This is a genomic window from Streptomyces sp. NPDC088252 (assembly GCF_044740965.1).
In the GTDB taxonomy this organism is placed as follows: Bacteria; Actinomycetota; Actinomycetes; order Streptomycetales; family Streptomycetaceae; genus Streptomyces.
This window is the reverse complement of the sequence record NZ_JBIURS010000002.1, coordinates 614306-629928: the sequence shown is the minus strand read 5'-3', so window position 1 is coordinate 629928 and position 15623 is coordinate 614306. Positions and strand designations below refer to the sequence as shown.

Annotated in this window: 17 protein-coding genes and 1 riboswitch; of the genes, 11 read left to right on the top strand and 6 right to left on the bottom strand. The window is 68.1% G+C overall.

The features are described 5' to 3' along the window. Positions 1–160: 160 nt before the first annotated feature. Positions 161–1219, top strand: coding sequence for a metallophosphoesterase (locus ACIOHC_RS06635; RefSeq protein WP_351076283.1), 1059 nt, complete (start codon positions 161–163; stop codon positions 1217–1219). 182 nt (positions 1220–1401) lie between these two features. Then, positions 1402–2226 (top strand): hypothetical protein, encoded by an 825-nt coding sequence (locus ACIOHC_RS06630; RefSeq protein WP_351076286.1) that lies wholly within the window; start codon positions 1402–1404, stop codon positions 2224–2226. Between the two features lie 237 nt (positions 2227–2463). Here ACIOHC_RS06630 and thiC read toward each other — a convergent pair whose 3' ends face one another. Continuing rightward, a complete protein-coding gene (gene thiC / locus ACIOHC_RS06625; protein ID WP_389636010.1) occupies positions 2464–4239 on the bottom strand; it encodes a phosphomethylpyrimidine synthase ThiC in 1776 nt (591 codons plus the stop codon). Further along, positions 4232–4365, bottom strand: a riboswitch (TPP riboswitch). Its footprint overlaps the gene before it by 8 nt. Before the next feature lie 70 nt (positions 4366–4435). Here thiC and ACIOHC_RS06620 point away from each other — a divergent pair. Then, the gene (locus ACIOHC_RS06620; RefSeq protein ID WP_351076296.1) at positions 4436–5758 is read left to right on the top strand and encodes a YibE/F family protein; all 1323 of its coding nucleotides are present in this window, start codon (positions 4436–4438) and stop codon (positions 5756–5758) included. A gap of 80 nt (positions 5759–5838) precedes the next feature. Here ACIOHC_RS06620 and ACIOHC_RS06615 read toward each other — a convergent pair whose 3' ends face one another. From ACIOHC_RS06615 to ACIOHC_RS06600, 4 genes are all read right to left on the bottom strand, one after another. Then, a complete protein-coding gene (locus tag ACIOHC_RS06615) occupies positions 5839–6276 on the bottom strand; it encodes an SsgA family sporulation/cell division regulator (RefSeq protein ID WP_351076299.1) in 438 nt (145 codons plus the stop codon). A gap of 101 nt (positions 6277–6377) precedes the next feature. Beyond that, positions 6378–7148 (bottom strand): helix-turn-helix domain-containing protein, encoded by a 771-nt coding sequence (locus tag ACIOHC_RS06610; protein ID WP_351076302.1) that lies wholly within the window; start codon positions 7146–7148, stop codon positions 6378–6380. A 243-nt stretch (positions 7149–7391) separates the two neighbouring features. Next, positions 7392–7604, bottom strand: a complete 213-nt coding sequence (locus ACIOHC_RS06605; protein WP_114249160.1) for a DUF5326 family protein — start codon at positions 7602–7604, stop codon at positions 7392–7394. Between the two features lie 150 nt (positions 7605–7754). Beyond that, positions 7755–8072, bottom strand: coding sequence for a cupin domain-containing protein (locus ACIOHC_RS06600; protein ID WP_351076305.1), 318 nt, complete (start codon positions 8070–8072; stop codon positions 7755–7757). Between the two features lie 68 nt (positions 8073–8140). Here ACIOHC_RS06600 and ACIOHC_RS06595 point away from each other — a divergent pair, with 68 nt between their 5' ends. From ACIOHC_RS06595 to ACIOHC_RS06580, 4 genes are all read left to right on the top strand, one after another. Further along, a complete protein-coding gene (locus tag ACIOHC_RS06595) occupies positions 8141–8518 on the top strand; it encodes a phage holin family protein (RefSeq protein ID WP_351076307.1) in 378 nt (125 codons plus the stop codon). Positions 8519–8583: 65 nt separating this feature from the next. Beyond that, the gene (locus ACIOHC_RS06590; protein ID WP_351076309.1) at positions 8584–9714 is read left to right on the top strand and encodes a cystathionine gamma-lyase; all 1131 of its coding nucleotides are present in this window, start codon (positions 8584–8586) and stop codon (positions 9712–9714) included. Positions 9715–9906: 192 nt separating this feature from the next. Beyond that, positions 9907–10803: a LysR family transcriptional regulator gene (locus ACIOHC_RS06585; protein ID WP_351076312.1), complete on the top strand. Its 897-nt coding sequence runs from the start codon at positions 9907–9909 to the stop codon at positions 10801–10803. Between the two features lie 63 nt (positions 10804–10866). Then, a complete protein-coding gene (locus ACIOHC_RS06580; protein ID WP_351076314.1) occupies positions 10867–11346 on the top strand; it encodes an NUDIX hydrolase in 480 nt (159 codons plus the stop codon). Between the two features lie 76 nt (positions 11347–11422). Here ACIOHC_RS06580 and ACIOHC_RS06575 read toward each other — a convergent pair whose 3' ends face one another. Next, positions 11423–12601, bottom strand: coding sequence for an FAD-binding oxidoreductase (locus ACIOHC_RS06575; RefSeq protein ID WP_401841696.1), 1179 nt, complete (start codon positions 12599–12601; stop codon positions 11423–11425). A 421-nt stretch (positions 12602–13022) separates the two neighbouring features. Between ACIOHC_RS06575 and ACIOHC_RS06570 the strand changes: the two genes are divergently transcribed. The 4 genes from ACIOHC_RS06570 (at position 13023) to ACIOHC_RS06555 (ending at position 15595) form a co-directional block, all read left to right on the top strand. Beyond that, positions 13023–13544 (top strand): DUF2269 domain-containing protein, encoded by a 522-nt coding sequence (locus ACIOHC_RS06570; protein WP_401841693.1) that lies wholly within the window; start codon positions 13023–13025, stop codon positions 13542–13544. 5 nt (positions 13545–13549) lie between these two features. Further along, positions 13550–14419: a GNAT family N-acetyltransferase gene (locus tag ACIOHC_RS06565; protein ID WP_351076323.1), complete on the top strand. Its 870-nt coding sequence runs from the start codon at positions 13550–13552 to the stop codon at positions 14417–14419. A 173-nt stretch (positions 14420–14592) separates the two neighbouring features. After that, positions 14593–15060, top strand: a complete 468-nt coding sequence (locus tag ACIOHC_RS06560; protein WP_351076325.1) for a MarR family transcriptional regulator — start codon at positions 14593–14595, stop codon at positions 15058–15060. 82 nt (positions 15061–15142) lie between these two features. Next, positions 15143–15595 carry a GNAT family N-acetyltransferase gene (locus ACIOHC_RS06555; RefSeq protein WP_351076328.1) on the top strand — a complete coding sequence of 151 codons (453 nt, stop codon included), beginning with the start codon at positions 15143–15145 and terminating at the stop codon, positions 15593–15595. The last annotated feature ends 28 nt before the right edge of the window (positions 15596–15623 follow it).

Genomic DNA, 15623 nt, shown 5'->3' with positions numbered 1-15623 from the left:
GACCAATCGGCCGGTGAACCTGACGTGCGCCCGGATTCACCACCCCTGGTGCGTCACAGAGCACGATTCGCATTCCTATGATGGGCGCACGACACCGCGGACCACCCCGACCAGCAGGGCCCGTCAGGTGTACGGCGGCGCGACGGTGGTGGAGGGGTCGATGACACAGGGGGCCGGTCAGGAACCCGTGGTGCGGACTGCGACGTTGCGTGACTTCCGCGTACCGCCCTATGCGCAGACCCCGGTGCCGCCTTCATCGCCGCACCCGGGCCACGCGGTACCGGAAGACGAACTGCCTGAGGGGTACACGCCCACCGAGCGCGATCTCCCCGTGATCAACCGCGGTGACACCGTCCAGGTGCGGGCCGTCCCCGACCCCCGGCCCGTCCCGGAGCCGGGGCTCGGACCGCTGTACGTCGTCGGCGATGTCCACGGCTATCTGGACGAGCTCCACGCCGCGCTCGCCGAACAGGGCCTCATCGACGCCGAGGGCAACTGGTCCGCGGGCAATGCCCGGCTCTGGTTCCTCGGCGACTTCACCGACCGCGGCCCCGATGGCATCGGCGTCATCGACCTGGTGATGCGTCTCTCCGCCGAGGCAGCGGCCGCCGGCGGCTACTGCAAGGCCCTGATGGGCAATCACGAACTGCTGCTCATCGGCGCCAAGCGGTTCGGCGACACCCCGGTGAACTCCGGCGCGGGCACCGCCACCTTCCAGGCCGCCTGGCTGCTCAACGGCGGCCAGAAGAACGACATGGAGCGGCTTCAAGATGTCCACCTCCAGTGGATGTCCCGGCTCGACGCGATCGTCGAGGAGGACGGGCATCTGCTGATGCACTCCGACACGACGGCGTACCTCGACTACGGCACCAACATCGAGGACGTCAACGACACCGTGCACGCCATTCTCACGCGTAACGACGCCGACGAGTGCTGGGACCTGTTCCGGAAGCTCACCAAGCGGTTCGCCTTCCGCGACGAGGCGGGTCCACAGGCCGTCCGGGAACTGATGTCGGCCTATGGCGGACATCGCATCGTCCATGGTCACAGCCCCATTCCGTACCTTCTCGGCGAGGTCGGCTCGGAGGACGGAGAGGACGGTTCCGGCCCCGTGGTCGAAGGGCCGCACGTCTACGCGGACGGCCTCGCCATCGCCATGGACGGCGGAGTGACCATGGCCGGAAAGCTACTGGTCGTCCAACTGCCCCTGCATGTCTGACGTTCCTCCGGGAAGACGCTTCCACGACCTGACCGCGCCGATCACTGGGCCTATTTCCGGAAACCCCCTGTCACCCCGTGCCGTGGGCGCTCTACCATCGGCGTATCAGTAGCAGGCTCTCCTCCGTTTCCGCCCAACTGCCCGGCCCGAGCGGGTACTCAGGCCCAACGGAGCATCGGGGGATGCACATGAAAAGCGCTCCGCACCTGCTGACCGAGGACCGCCCCGAGTACGAGCGGATCCTCGACGACGCACTGCGCCACGCACATGAACGACCGGATCTGGCCGCGGTCGGCGAGCGGCTCAATGCCGTCCAGTTGCGCACCATGGCGCTGGACGCCACGGCGCTGATCACGGCCACGGCCGCCACCGAGTACGAGCACTATGTGAAGGCCCGGCAAGAGCTGCGTGGACCGGTCGAAGGAGCGGGCGAGGATTCGGGTGTCGGTCCCGGCACGGGCCGTCAGAACCGGTCGGGCGCCGGCATAGGGGCTGTCATAACGGTTCTGGCGCCTGTGCTCGCCGGCACCGCCGCCTTCATATTCCTGCTGGCCGGCTATCTGCTGAAACTGCTCAGCCCGCCGCCGTCCTTCGCCTCCACCATGGTCACCGCGGGCTGGTTCTTCGCGGCGGTGATGGCCGCCGCGATCCTCGCCGCCGCCGTCGGACTGCTCATCACCGCGCTGCGCAACGGCTCGACGTCGCAGCCCTCCGAGGACGCCGAGGACGAGCTGCCGGAGGATGTGGCACGCGCCCGGGAGGCATGGCGCCACGCGCTGCTGGAACGCGGCATCCTGCCGTTCCTCAGGGACGCGCTCGCCGACCCCGAGGCCGGCCGCGCGTCGCGCACACCGCATCGCTCGGCGAACCGCATCCCGAAGATCGGCTACAGCAGACCGGACTTCACGAGCCCGGACGAGGGCCCGGCGGCAGGCCCACGCCCGACGTTCACCAGCCCGGACTTCACCAGCCCCGACTTCGGCGGGCCCGAGCACGAACCGGACTGACCGGGTCCGGTCGTATCGACGACCACCGGTAACGGCCTGATCGACCCTCTATCGTGCACCAGGCCGTAAGTCCCTTACTACAGCGCGATCCTGATGATCAGTCGCCTCCTGCGCCGCCCCGTTCGCCGACTCTCCGACGCCACCGCGCCCCGGTCCCGCCGCGCGCCCGGAGAGCGGCGGACGGGTGGCGAAAGTCCGCGAGAAGACCTTCGCCACCCCCGGCGCCGTGCGACGGGCTCAGTCCGCGATCGGCAGATAGACGCGGTTGCCCGCCGCCGCGAATTCCCTGGACTTCTCCGCCATGCCCGCGTCGATCTCGGCCTGGGAACCGCCGTGTTCACGACGGATGTCCTGGGAGATCTTCATCGAGCAGAACTTCGGGCCGCACATCGAGCAGAAGTGCGCCGTCTTCGCAGGCTCGGCCGGCAGCGTCTCGTCATGGAACTCCCTTGCCGTGACCGGGTCGAGAGCCAGGTTGAACTGGTCCTCCCAGCGGAATTCGAAGCGGGCGTCGGAGAGCGCGTCGTCCCAGTCCTGCGCCCCCGGATGCCCCTTGGCGAGGTCCGCCGCATGGGCCGCGATCTTGTACGTGATGACGCCGGTCTTCACATCGTCCCGGTTGGGCAGGCCCAGGTGCTCCTTGGGCGTGACGCAGCAGAGCATCGCCGTGCCCCACCAGGCGATCATCGCCGCGCCGATGCCCGAGGTGATGTGGTCGTACGCCGGAGCGACATCGGTGGTCAGCGGGCCGAGCGTGTAGAACGGCGCCTCCTCGCAGATCTCCTGCTGCAGGTCGATGTTCTCCTTGATCTTGTGCATCGGGACATGGCCCGGCCCCTCGATCATGGTCTGCACGCCGAACCGCTTGGCGATCGTGTTCAGCTCACCGAGCGTGCGCAGTTCGGCGAACTGGGCCTCGTCGTTGGCGTCGGCGATCGACCCGGGGCGCAGCCCGTCGCCCAGCGAGTACGTCACGTCGTACGTGGCGAGGATCTCGCAGAGCTCCTCGAAGTGCTCGTACAGGAACGACTCCTTGTGGTGCGCGAGGCACCACGCCGCCATGATCGAGCCGCCGCGGGAGACGATGCCGGTCTTGCGGCGGGCGGTCAGCGGAACGTACAGCAGGCGCACGCCGGCGTGGACCGTCATGTAGTCGACGCCCTGCTCGGCCTGCTCGATGACAGTGTCCTTGTAGATCTCCCAGGTCAGCTCCTCGGCCCTGCCGTCGACCTTTTCGAGGGCCTGGTAGAGGGGGACGGTGCCGATCGGCACGGGGGAGTTGCGCAGAACCCACTCACGGGTGGTGTGAATGTTGCGTCCGGTGGAAAGGTCCATGACCGTGTCGGCGCCCCAACGCGTCGCCCATGTCATCTTCTCCACCTCCTCCTCGATGGAGGACGTCACCGCGGAGTTGCCGATGTTTGCATTGACCTTCACCAGGAACCGCTTGCCGATGATCATCGGCTCGGTCTCGGGATGGTTGACATTGGCCGGCAGCACGGCCCGGCCCGCGGCGATCTCTTCGCGCACCACCTCTGGTTCGACGTCCTCCCGGATCGCCACGTACTCCATCTCCGGAGTGATCTCGCCCCGGCGGGCGTACGCGAGCTGGGTGACCGGCCGGCCGTCCCGGCTGCGGCGGGGCAGCCGCGGGCGGCCGGGGAAGACGGCGTCGAGGTTGCGCAGCCCGCCACGCGGCGAGGTGTGCTTGAGCCCGTCGTCCTCGGGGCGGGCCGGGCGGCCCGGGTACTCCTCGGTGTCGCCGCGCGCGATGATCCAGTTCTCCCGCAGCGGTGCGAGACCGCGACGGACATCGGTCTCGGTGGTGGGATCGGTGTACGGCCCCGACGTGTCGTACAACGTCACGTCCTTGCCGTTGGTGAGGTGCACCTGACGGACCGGCACCCGGAGGTCCGGGCGTGAGCCCTGGACGTACCCCTTGTGCCAGCCGATGGACTTCCCGGCCTCGTCGCTCTGGTTCGAGGCAGGCGTGCGTGCGTCCGATGTGGTCATGAGACCTACTCCCTACGCCGGCATTACCCGGTAACAGGTTCGGCGGTCGGCGCAGCCTGTCCCGTACAGATGTACGGATATCAGCGCCCTCTCAGCCCGGTGCTCCGAGCTCCCGCGTGTGCAAAGGTCCCCCCACGCTAGCGCCCTGTCCGGCGGAATGAACAGAGGGCCCTTTCCTTCTTGCGATGATCGGCCGGTGACGTCCCCCCAGCACGACCCCGACCCGCAGGGCCATCAGCACGGCCATTCCCACGGCCACGGCCCTGCAGCGCCCGTCTCCAAGCATCTGCGCAAGGTCATCGCCGCCGTACTGATCCCGTTCGCCACCGCGGTCGTCGTCGGCCTGGTGGCGCTCTGGCCGGGAGGTGCGCCCTCGCACGAGCGGACCGGTGTCGGTTTCGACCGGCAGACCCAGCAGGCCAAGGTGGTGAGGATCGACAAGGTGGACTGCAAGGAAGTGAACGCCGCCCAGATGCCCACCAGTGGCGACACCACGACGCCGCCGGGGAACGGGGCGGGGTTGTGCGAGAAAGCCACCGTCGAAGTGACGACCGGTCATGACACGGGCCGGACTTTCCTCGAGATCGTCCAGCCCGACGCACCGCGTCAGTTGCGCGAGGGACAGGGAGTGGTCGTGGCGTACGCCCCCGACGCCCCCCGTGATCTGCAGTACTCGGTGACGGATGTGAACCGGAAGTTCCCGATGACGCTGCTGGCCGGGATCTTCGCCCTGGTGGTGGTCGCGGTGGGCAGGATGCGCGGCGTGATGGCACTGGTCGCGCTCGCCGTGTCGTTCGCCGTGCTGACCCTGTTCATCCTCCCGGCCGTCCTCCAGGGCTCGAATCCACTGCTCGTCGCAGTGATCGGGGCCAGTGCGATCATGCTGATCGCGCTCTACATGTGCCACGGCCTGACCGCCCGCACCTCGGTCGCCGTCATCGGCACCCTGATCTCCCTGCTGCTGATCGGGCTGCTCGGATCACTCTTCATCGGCTGGGCCGCCCTGACCGGCAACACCGATGACAGCACCGGCCTCATCCACGGCCTGTACCCGCACATCGACATGAGCGGTCTACTGCTGGCCGGTGTGATCATCGGCTCGCTCGGGGTGCTCGACGATGTGACGGTCACCCAGACATCAGCGGTCTGGGAACTGCACCAGGCGAACCCGACGATGGGTGCGCGGGGTCTCTACCGGGCAGGGATCAGGATCGGGCGCGATCACATCGCCTCGGTCGTCAATACGCTGGTGCTGGCCTACGCGGGTGCCGCGCTGCCGCTGCTGCTGCTGTTCTCGATCGCCCGGAGCAGCGTGGGGACGGTGGCCAACAGCGAACTGGTGGCGGAGGAGATCGTACGAACGCTGGTCGGCTCGATCGGACTGGTCGCCTCGGTACCGGTGACGACCGTGCTCGCCGCGCTGGTCGTCTCCGCGGACCGCACGGGGCTCGGCGCGGAAGCCGTAGCTCCAGCACCCGTACGGACCGGGAAGGGCCGCCGTCGAAGGGCGAGGGCTTGAACGCCTCCACACGGAGAGCGATTCACCCATTCGGCGGGTGTCGTGTTCGACCGGCGGGCCGACCTGCGGCGCCGCGCTCTTCAGCCGGCGTTCTGTTCCTCAGTGAGGATCCGGCCCAGAGCCTCTTCCAGATTGCCCTCGAAGTCACCCAGCGTGCACTCCTGCCCGAGAGGCACGAGTTTGTCGGTGCGGTCGAGAAAGGCCACGAGCGGCGCCGTACCGGCCCTGAAGAGGGCGCGATCCGTGCCCACCTGGAGACGGATGTGTACATCGGACAACCCTTCGGGCTCCGTGGGCCCGATGTGCACATCGCCGTCCCCACTGGGGCTGTTGAGGCCGTCGAGCAGCAGCTCACGGCCGAATGCCCAGGTGACGGGGGCGTCGCCGGGCAGATGGAAGGTCATCCGGATCGCATATGGATCGCAGACTTCGTACCGGAGCTCCACCGGGATCCTAAAAGAGAGCTCCTCGGAAACGAGGAAGCTCATCATGACCTCAGCTTGAACCGACTCGCGCATCGTTCAACCCCGCAGTAGATGAATCTGGCCAGGAATGATCCCCCGTGGCCCTATTGACGCCATCGTGGTGCACGCGATAGCAGATCACAAGGAGTGATTTTTCAGATACTGATAGAGAACACGAACGAGCGCAAGAGGCTGGCCACTTCGCAACGTAGTTGTTCGACTGCGGGGAGCAACCGATCTTCTTGCTCCAGGGGTACGGAAATCGCCATCGCTGCGGCGGTGAAACCGGCGGCGATCGGGATGGCCGCACAGACCGTCCCCAGGGCGTACTCCTGTCGTTCGATGACAGGTTCCATTCGTTCCAACGACCGCAAGCGCTCCAGAAGCGCCGCGCGGTCCCGCACCGAATAGCGGGTCAGCGGCCGCACCGGGTGCCGGTCCAGATGATCCTCGCGGGCCCTCTCGTCGAGCCGGCTCAGCAGACACTGGCCGATCGCATGGGCGTGGCCGGTCTCCCGGAAGGATGCCCACTCGTCCACCGCGGGTGTGGCGGGGTCGTCGGCGACCGCGACGAGTTCGATCTCGCCCTCGCGGTAGACGGCGCAGTACACCGGTGCGCCGATGGTGTCGCGCCAGCGGCTCAGCGACTCCGTCATCCGGCTGCGACGATTCCGCAGCGCTCCCCGGCCGACCAGGCGCTCCGCGGCGGCGCCGAAGAGGAAGACGCCGCTCTCCCGGCGCAGATAGCCCTCATGGGTCAGGGTGCGCAGCAGGTGGTAGGCGGTGGGAAGGGGAAGACCCGCTTCCCTGGCCAGCTGCTTCGCGGGCGCCCCGTCTCGATGGGCGCCCACAGCTTCCAGCAGCCTCAGCGCTCGCTGTACCGAACCGATCAGCGTCGGGACAGCAGTGCTCGATGCCGTGGTCAACGGTCACCCCCAGGCATGGTGACGGACTGTCAGCCCGCCTGTGGGGGCCGCCCCCACGAACCGCCGCATGTCTGGGGTCCGGAGACCGAACGCCGTACAAACCACTGGCCAGAGTGGTGACGAACAGTCAATTCCCAGGTGGCGGCAGCGGATTTCCACCATATCCGCCGTATCCGCCAGAAGTGTCGTTTCGTCTTGTACTTAGCTCAGCTGGGCTAATCCTCCGCCCGGTTTCCGATCTTCCTACCAGTCGCCGCGCGAGGAGGAGGACGACATGAACTTGCGTACGACGAAGACGAGTCCTCCGACCAGGATCACGAAGACCAGAACCTTGAAGAGCAGGCCGATCACGAACCCGACCACGCTGGCGATCAGACCGCCGAACACGACGATCGCGATGACCGGCACCGCGATCCACTTCACCCACCAGGGCATCCCAGCGAATATCTCCCGCACCGCCATCGTCCTTACCTCGTCTCTGTGAGTTCCTGCTTTCGATGCTAGAGGCGCGGAGGGGGCCGGCGGGGGTTCCGCAGCCCTTGAAGTCCCCTGATCGACCCCCTAGGGACCCCTGAGACCGGAGTCCGGCCCTCCGTAGGAGCGGGCTCAGCTCTCCGGCGGGGAGAAGACAACCATGACCCGCAGGTCCTCGGTGATGTGGTGGAACTTGTGGGCCACACCGGCGGGCACGTACACCACGCTTCCTCTGCCCACCTGCGTGGTTTCCATGCCGACCGTGATCGAGGCGCGGCCACTGACGACGAAGTAGACCTCGTCCTCCTTGTGCGGCTGCTGCGTGTCCAGTTCACCGGCGTCCAGCGCATACAGGCCGACGGACATGTTGCGTTCCTTCACGAACTGCAGGTACGCGCCGTTGTTGGCGGCCCGCTCCGCCTCCAGTTCGTCCAGTCTGAATGCCTTCATGGCCCGTCCGCCCCTTGCCTCTGCTCTGCCGGTGTCAGCCACCGATCGTGTCTGCCACGATCAGACACATGAAGAATTTCGTAGTCAAGACGATCGCCAACGCAGGTGCGCTGGCCGTGGCCATCTGGTTGCTCCAGGACATCACGCTGAACGGCGGCGGCACCGGGCGCAAGGCGCTCACACTAATCCTGGTCGCCCTGCTCTTCGGCCTGGTGAACTTCGTGGTCAAGCCGATAGTGAAACTGCTCACCTTCCCGCTCTTCATCCTCACGCTGGGTCTGATCACCCTGGTGGTCAACGCGCTCATGCTGCTGCTGACCTCCTGGCTGGCCGGTCTGTTCGATCTCAGCTTCCATGTCCATGGCTTCTGGACCGCCGTACTCGGCGGCCTGATCATCTCGATCGTGTCGTGGGCGCTGAACGTGGTCCTGCCCGACGAGGACTGACCCGACACCTACTGAGACAGTGCAGGTCGGACCGGTGGCACACCGGGGGAGAAGCAAGGAGCGGTATGAGCACCATGGGTGACGGGACCCGGGCGGTACGGGCGGGGCTGCCCGAGCCGGAGCAGTTCGAGCCCACCCTGCCCGGGCCGGTCTTCGCCGCACATTTCCACCTCTCCGGTGAACCGGCCGGCCCGTACACCTACGGTCGGGACACCAATCCGACCTGGACCCATCTGGAACGCGCCATCGGCGAGCTGGAGGCGCCGGGGGAGCAGGTCGAGACCACCGTCTTCGCCTCCGGAATGGCGGCGATCTCGGCGGTTCTGCTGTCCCAGGCGCGCACGGGCGATGTGGTCGTGCTCCCCGACGACGGATACCAGGCGCTGCCGCTGGTGCGCGAGCAGTTGGAGGCGTACGGCGTCGAGGTGCGGACCGCGCCGACCGGCGGCGATGCCCAGTTGGCGGTCCTGGAGGGTGCCAGGCTGCTGTGGATCGAGACCCCGTCCAACCCGGGGCTCGATGTCTGCGACGTGCGCCGACTCGTCGGGGCCGCTCACGCGGCCGGCACCCTGGTGGCCGTCGACAACACTCTCGCCACGCCTCTCGGCCAGCGCCCGCTGGAACTGGGGGCCGACTTCTCGGTGGCCAGTGACACGAAGGGCATGACCGGGCACGGCGACATCCTGCTCGGCCATGTGACCTGCCGCGATCCCGAGCTGGCAGCGGGCGTGCGGCGCTGGCGCAAGGTCGTCGGCGCGATTCCCGGACCGATGGAGGCCTGGCTCGCACACCGTTCGCTGGCCACTCTGGAGCTGCGGCTCGACCGGCAGTGCGCCACCGCCCTGACCCTGGCCGAGGCGCTGGGCAGGCGCGAGGAGGTGACCGGGGTTCGGTATCCCGGCCTGCCCACCGATCCTTCGTATCCGAACGCCGTACGGCAGATGCGGCGCTTCGGCTCCGTGGTGTCGTTCGTGCTGCCCGACCGCGAGCGGGCCGAGCGCTTCCTCACCGAGCTGCGGCTGGTCGACGACGCGACGAGCTTCGGCGGCGTGCGCTCCACCGCCGAGCGGCGGGCACGTTGGGGCGGTGACGCCGTACCGGAGGGCTTCATCCGTTTCTCGGTCGGCGCCGAGAGCCCGGACGACCTGGTGGCCGATGTCGAACGGGCACTGGACGCCGCGCTGCGCAAGAGCTGAGCCGGCCAGTGGGACGGACGGTCCGAGCCTCCCCCCTCGTGGCTCGGACCGTCCCGGTTCCGGGTGTGAAGAACCGTCTGAACAAGGCTAATTGACTCTCTGTCAGAGTCCAATCACGCTAGCGACAGCGACCTATCGACATATTTATAGTTGTACGGTTCGAAGCATCGCGAGTGTGGGAGGCGGCGGGACATGGACCTGGCCCTGCTGCGTACATTCGTCACGGTGCACCGGGCCGGCTCCTTCACCCGGGCCGCTGCCCTGCTCGGCCTCTCCCAGCCCGCGGTGACCTCGCAGATCCGCACCCTGGAACGGCAGCTGGGTCGTCCGCTCTTCCTGCGCAGGGCCCGTGGTGTGACCCCGACGACCATCGGCGACGAACTCGCGCACCGGGCGGCGCCCCATCTGGACGCACTGGTCGAGATCGCCGAGACCGAGCTCGACGAGGAGTCGGGCGTCCGGACACTGCATCTGGCCGGGCCGCCCGAATTCACGTCGATGCGGGCCCTGCCCGCGCTCACCCCTCTCATCGCCCAGGGCCTGGCTGTGCGCAGTTCGTTCTTCGCAGGCGCCGAGAAGACTCTGGAGGGGCTGGCCGCCGGACATCACGATCTGGCCCTTGCGACGGCCCGTCCGCGCGGCGGGCTGCTCACCGCGACCCCGCTCTGCGACGAAGAGCACGTCCTGATCGCCGCACCGCGCTGGGCCGGGCGCCTGGGGCCCGGGGCCTTGCGGCACAAAGGGCCCGTGGTGCTGAACGAGCTTCCGGTCGTGGAGGTCCACGAGAGCCTGCCGCTCGTCTCGCGCTACTGGGCCGCCGTCTTCGACCGCCGGCCCGCCGTTGCGGGAACGGTCATTGCACCGGATCTCCGGGCGGTCCTGGAGTGCGCGGTGGCGGGTGCCGGGCTCGCCGTACTGCCGCGCTATCTGTGTGAGGCCGCACTGGAAAGGGGCGAGGTGGTAGCACTTCTCGACCCTCCCGTACCTCCCCTGCGCACCTATTTCCTGGCCGTGCGGACCGGCACCCTCGCGCTGCCCCACATCGCGCGGGCGCACGAGTGGCTGCTGCGCGCCGCCGCCGACTGGTGAGCGCAGGACGGCCCGGCACCGCTCCGGTGTTTCAGAACCGGTTCGGTGGGCCACGCTCTTGCCATGACCGAACGTCCTGTGGTCAAGCGCACCGCACGCGCCATCCTGCTCGACGGCGACGACCTCGTCCTCATCAAGCGCACCAAGCCCGGAGTGGATCCCTACTGGCTCACACCGGGCGGCGGGGTCGAGCCCGAGGACGCGACGGTCGTCGACGCCCTGCACCGCGAGCTGGACGAGGAGCTGGGCGCCAAGATCACCGATGTGGTCCCCTGCTTCGTCGACACCGTGGAGCACATCGAGGGCGGCGGGGTGAAGGGCGTCAAAGTCCAGCACTTCTTCGTCTGCCGACTGGAGTCGATGGACCTGTCCCGGCGCCACGGGCCCGAGATCGACGACCCCTGTGGGGAGTACGACGTCGTTCGGGTGCCGTTCAGCCGGATGGGGATCGCTGCGGTCCATCTCGTACCGCTGTCGCTGCGGCACTACCTGGACGGCAACATCGAGGGTGTACGGGCGATGCACGCACCCGACCTGGGCTGACCCCGCCGCTCCCGCGGGGCAGGGCTCAGCCGTCGTTGCTCCTGCGGGGCAGGCCCTGCCGGCAGCACGCCCGCGATCAGGCGGGGCCGGTGGCCGCCAGTTCCTCGACGGCATCGTGTCGGATGTTCTCGGCGGGCATGCCGATGCCCCTGAGTACGTCCACGCCGCTGCGGATCATGCCGGGCGGGCCCGAGAGATAGGCGTCGTATTCGTACCACGGGCCGCACTCGCGCACAGCCTCGGGCAGCAGTCCCTTCAGACCGCCCTCCGTTCCCGGGCCGGTGGAGACCACTGGCCGCACCGCGAGCCAGGGATAGGTCCGCTGGAGCCGCATCATCGTGTCGATGTCGTACAGGTCGTGACCGCTGCGTGCCCCGTAGAAGACCTCCACCGGACGCCGGTCGCCGTGCTCGGCGACATCCTCGACGAGCGCCTTGATGGGCGCGATGCCCGTGCCACCGCCCAGGCAGAGCAGACTGCTGTGGGTGGAGTGGTCGACCGTCATCGAGCCGGTGGGCGGGCCGAGGCGCAGGATGTCACCGGGCCGGGCCCGGTGCACCAGGGCGTTGGAGACCCAGCCCGCCGGGACCGCCTTGATGTGGAAGGTGAGCAGACCGTCCGGACGGGGCGCCGAGGCGAAGGAGTAGTGGCGCCAGTTCCGGGGCCACCACGGGGTCTCCATCGCCGCGTACTGGCCTGCGCGGAAGGGGTAGGCCTGGTCGGGACGGACCGTGAGGACCACTATGTCGCGGGTCCTGAGGTCGTGGGAGACGACCTCCGCGTGCCACCGGGCGGGGGTCCGCACCTCGTCCTCGGCGGCAGCATCGATCATGATCTGCGACATCGCGGTGTAGGCACGGACCCACGCCGCTTCGGTCCCGGTGTCCCAGGTGCTGTTCGCGTAACGGCTCAGCGCACCGAGGAGCGCCTCCCCCACGGCGGGATAGTGCGTGGGCAGCGTGCCGTACTTGCGGTGTCCCCGGCCCAGTCCGCCGAGGTACTCGGCCAGCGCACGAGGGTCGTCCAGCCGGTCGGCCGCGGTGAGGATCGCGCGGAAGAGAAGGTCGCGCTGAACATCCATGGCGACCGGGAACAGATCACGCAGGTCGGGGTGCCGGATGAAGAGCAGGGCGTAGAAGTACGAGGTCGCTTGGTCTGCGACCGGCGAGATCTCGGTCAGAGTGCGGTGGATCAGAATCGCGTCGGGGGATCTTCCCGTTCCGTCTTCGGTCCGCCCGGTGGCCGGAGCATCCATACTGTGCCTCGCCTAGAACGTCTTCTGGTCGCCTTGTGCACCCGCACGGCTGCGGCCCCCGTCCACGGACGCAGTCGGGTCCCCCCTGCGGTCGCCGACCGGTTCCTGCTCGCGGTTCCCTGCCCAGCATGCCCTGCCGTGGACGCAGGCCGGACAGACAGCGGGAACCCCGAGTATCCGAACCGGCTCGGCCATGACGTTCCATTGCCCCATGTCCGAGCCGTGAATCCACGGTCGTCCGCCTCCCGCGTCCACGCGGGACCGCGTACCGGCCGGCCCACCGAGAAAGCCGCCGCGGGGTGCTTCCCAACGAGTCCGGCCCACAAAGCCGCTGGAGCGCGCGTCGTACGCCGAGGCTAGTACGTGCGATTACTCCCGCTGTCAGACGCTCGACTTCCTCGTTCCCGGCACCGTGTTTCACGTGAAACCACTCAACCGCTCCGCCCGCCGCGGCCTCCTCGTCGCGCATGTTTCGATATCCGTGAGCTGGCTGGGACTGACCGTCGGCCTGCTGGCGCTCGGAATCACAGCCTTCCTCACCGACGACCCCGCCACCGCACAGGCCACCACCCGCGCCATGAAGGTTTTCGGAGACTGGCTGCTCGTACCCGTCGCCCTTCTCTCCCTGTCCAGCGGACTCGTGCTGGCGCTCGGCACGCCCTGGGGGTTGGCCAGACACCGGTGGGTCTGGACGAAGTACTGGCTCACCCTGATCACCACGGCGCTGTCGATCTTCTCGTTGCGCCCCGGCATCAACGAGGCGGCGCTGCGCGGCTCCCTCGACATCGACTTGGTGGTCGCTCCGTCGGTGGCGACGGCGACGTATCTGTTCATCACCGCGATATCGGTACTGAAGCCCTGGGGACCGACCCGGCGCGGCCGGAGGTTGCGAGTCTCGGTCGGTAAAGGGGTGGACGAGCGATCGCCGCGTCGGACAGCCTGACCCTCATGTCCTCCCCACTGCCCCGTCCGCTCACCGATCTGCCTGTCCGACGCCTCACCCTGGGCGACCTGGTCGCCTGCGCCGACCTCTGCGAGGACCGCGGCTGGCCACGCGACGAGCACAGATGGGGACTGCTCCTCGCCGCGGGAACGGGCTACGGCGTGGACGACCCCGAGGGCAAGGGACTGATGGCAGCCTGTGTGGTGACCTCCTACGGTCCGAGCCTGGCTGCCATCGGCATGCTGCTCGTCGCCGAACGGCATGCGCGACAGGGAGTCGCCCGGCGTCTGATGCGTCATGTCATGGCCGAGGCCGACGGGACGCCCCTCAGTCTGTACGCGACCTCCGCGGGACGACCACTCTATGAGCAGCTCGGTTTCGCGGTCGTGGGCCGCGTCGAGCGGGTCACCGGGTTCTTCCGGCCGACCGGTGAGAGAGCGTCCGCCGTGACCGTTCGTCCGGCCGCGGCAGAGGACCTGCGATCCATCGTCCGGCTGGACTCGGACGTCTTCGGCTCCGACCGGACACACGTCCTTGCCCGGCTGCCCGCGTACGCCGACCACATCCGGGTCGCGGAGCTCGAAGGAAGACTCACCGGTTACGCGGCGGCCTGGCCGAGCGACCGTACGCATGTGGTCGGCCCTCTGATCGCGCCCGACACCGCCACGGCTCAGGCACTCATCACCTCACTCGCGGAAGCGACCGATCTGCCCTTGCGCGCGGATATCGACGCGCGCCATGCGCAACTGCTCGATTGGTTCGGGCAATGCGGTCTACGGAGCGGTTCCGAAACCACGGTGATGACGTACGGGACCCCGGACCTGCCGGGCGACTGGACCCGTCGCTACGCTCCGCTGACCGTGGCGACGGGCTGACTCACTCAAACCTCGCCCCGCAGGCGGTGAAGGCGTCAGTCGAGTGCCTTCACGGCAGCCGTCACGAAGCCGCCGACGGAACAGCAATTGCGCGCGCGGGTTAATTACATGCGCTGGCTATTGCGGTAGTCGCCTACCCTGGACACAAGCGGCTCCACAACGGAGGAGAGACCATGACAGCGACGGACCCCGCACTGACCGCCCTCTCCCAGGGCTGGTGCGCCCTCTCCTTGCTTCACGGGAAGATCGAGGCCCGTATCGAGCGGGCGTTGCAGAGCGGGCACGGACTCAGCGTGCGCGAGTACTCCCTGCTCGATGTCCTCAGCAGGCAGCACAGCGGTCCGGGTGGTCATCTCCAGATGAAGCAGGTCGCAGACGCCGTCGTGCTCAGCCAGAGCGCCACCACCCGCCTGGTCACCCGCCTCGAGGACCGCGGACTGCTGACCCGGTATCTCTGTGACACCGATCGCCGCGGCATCTACACCGATGTCACCGAGGCCGGACTCACGCTGCTCTCCGAAGCCAGGCCGACCAATGACGCAGCGCTGCGCGCCGCACTCGACGAAGCCGCCAAGAACCCTGAACTGGCCCCGCTCATCAGAGCGGTCGAAGAGCTGAAAGTCCCCGTCAAGACCGCCTGAATCGCCGCGCAGCCGCGGCCGGTCACCGCACGGTCTCGACGATCTCCCGCGCCACCGTCACGGACTGCGTACTCTGCCGATCATGAGCGATCTGGAAATACGCCCTGCGACACTCACCGACATCATCGCGATCGTGGCCATGCTCGCCGACGATCCACTGGGTGCACAGCGTGAGTCGCCGGATGACCTCACCCCGTACCGCGTCGCGTTCCAGCGCCTGGCGGATGACCCGAACCAGCACCTGGTCGTGGCCGTGCGCGAGGGCCGCGTCGTCGGGACCCTGCAGCTGACAGTGATTCCCGGGCTCTCGCGGCGCGGCGCGACCCGTTCGCTCATCGAGGGCGTCCGCGTCCACGCCGACGAGCGCGGCAGCGGCCTCGGTACCCTGCTGATCGAATGGGCCGTGGACGAATCCCGGCGGCAGGAATGCCAGTTGGTCCAGTTGACGTCCGATGCGACCCGGGTCGATGCCCATCGTTTCTACGAGCGGCTGGGGTTCACGGCCAGCCATGTGGGCTTCAAGCTCGCGCTCTGACCGAGGCCCGGAACCGGAGAGGATGTCT

Coding starts and splice junctions, on each gene's coding strand:
- ACIOHC_RS06635 (WP_351076283.1), top strand. CDS start 161: ATGACACAGGGGGCCGGTCAGGAACCCGTGGTGCGGACTGCGACGTTG.
- ACIOHC_RS06630 (WP_351076286.1), top strand. CDS start 1,402: ATGCACATGAAAAGCGCTCCGCACCTGCTGACCGAGGACCGCCCCGAG.
- thiC (WP_389636010.1), bottom strand. CDS start 4,239: ATGACCACATCGGACGCACGCACGCCTGCCTCGAACCAGAGCGACGAG.
- ACIOHC_RS06615 (WP_351076299.1), bottom strand. CDS start 6,276: ATGCGCGAGTCGGTTCAAGCTGAGGTCATGATGAGCTTCCTCGTTTCC.
- ACIOHC_RS06600 (WP_351076305.1), bottom strand. CDS start 8,072: ATGAAGGCATTCAGACTGGACGAACTGGAGGCGGAGCGGGCCGCCAAC.
- ACIOHC_RS06595 (WP_351076307.1), top strand. CDS start 8,141: ATGAAGAATTTCGTAGTCAAGACGATCGCCAACGCAGGTGCGCTGGCC.
- ACIOHC_RS06590 (WP_351076309.1), top strand. CDS start 8,584: ATGAGCACCATGGGTGACGGGACCCGGGCGGTACGGGCGGGGCTGCCC.
- ACIOHC_RS06585 (WP_351076312.1), top strand. CDS start 9,907: ATGGACCTGGCCCTGCTGCGTACATTCGTCACGGTGCACCGGGCCGGC.
- ACIOHC_RS06580 (WP_351076314.1), top strand. CDS start 10,867: ATGACCGAACGTCCTGTGGTCAAGCGCACCGCACGCGCCATCCTGCTC.
- ACIOHC_RS06575 (WP_401841696.1), bottom strand. CDS start 12,601: ATGGATGCTCCGGCCACCGGGCGGACCGAAGACGGAACGGGAAGATCC.
- ACIOHC_RS06565 (WP_351076323.1), top strand. CDS start 13,550: ATGTCCTCCCCACTGCCCCGTCCGCTCACCGATCTGCCTGTCCGACGC.
- ACIOHC_RS06560 (WP_351076325.1), top strand. CDS start 14,593: ATGACAGCGACGGACCCCGCACTGACCGCCCTCTCCCAGGGCTGGTGC.
- ACIOHC_RS06555 (WP_351076328.1), top strand. CDS start 15,143: ATGAGCGATCTGGAAATACGCCCTGCGACACTCACCGACATCATCGCG.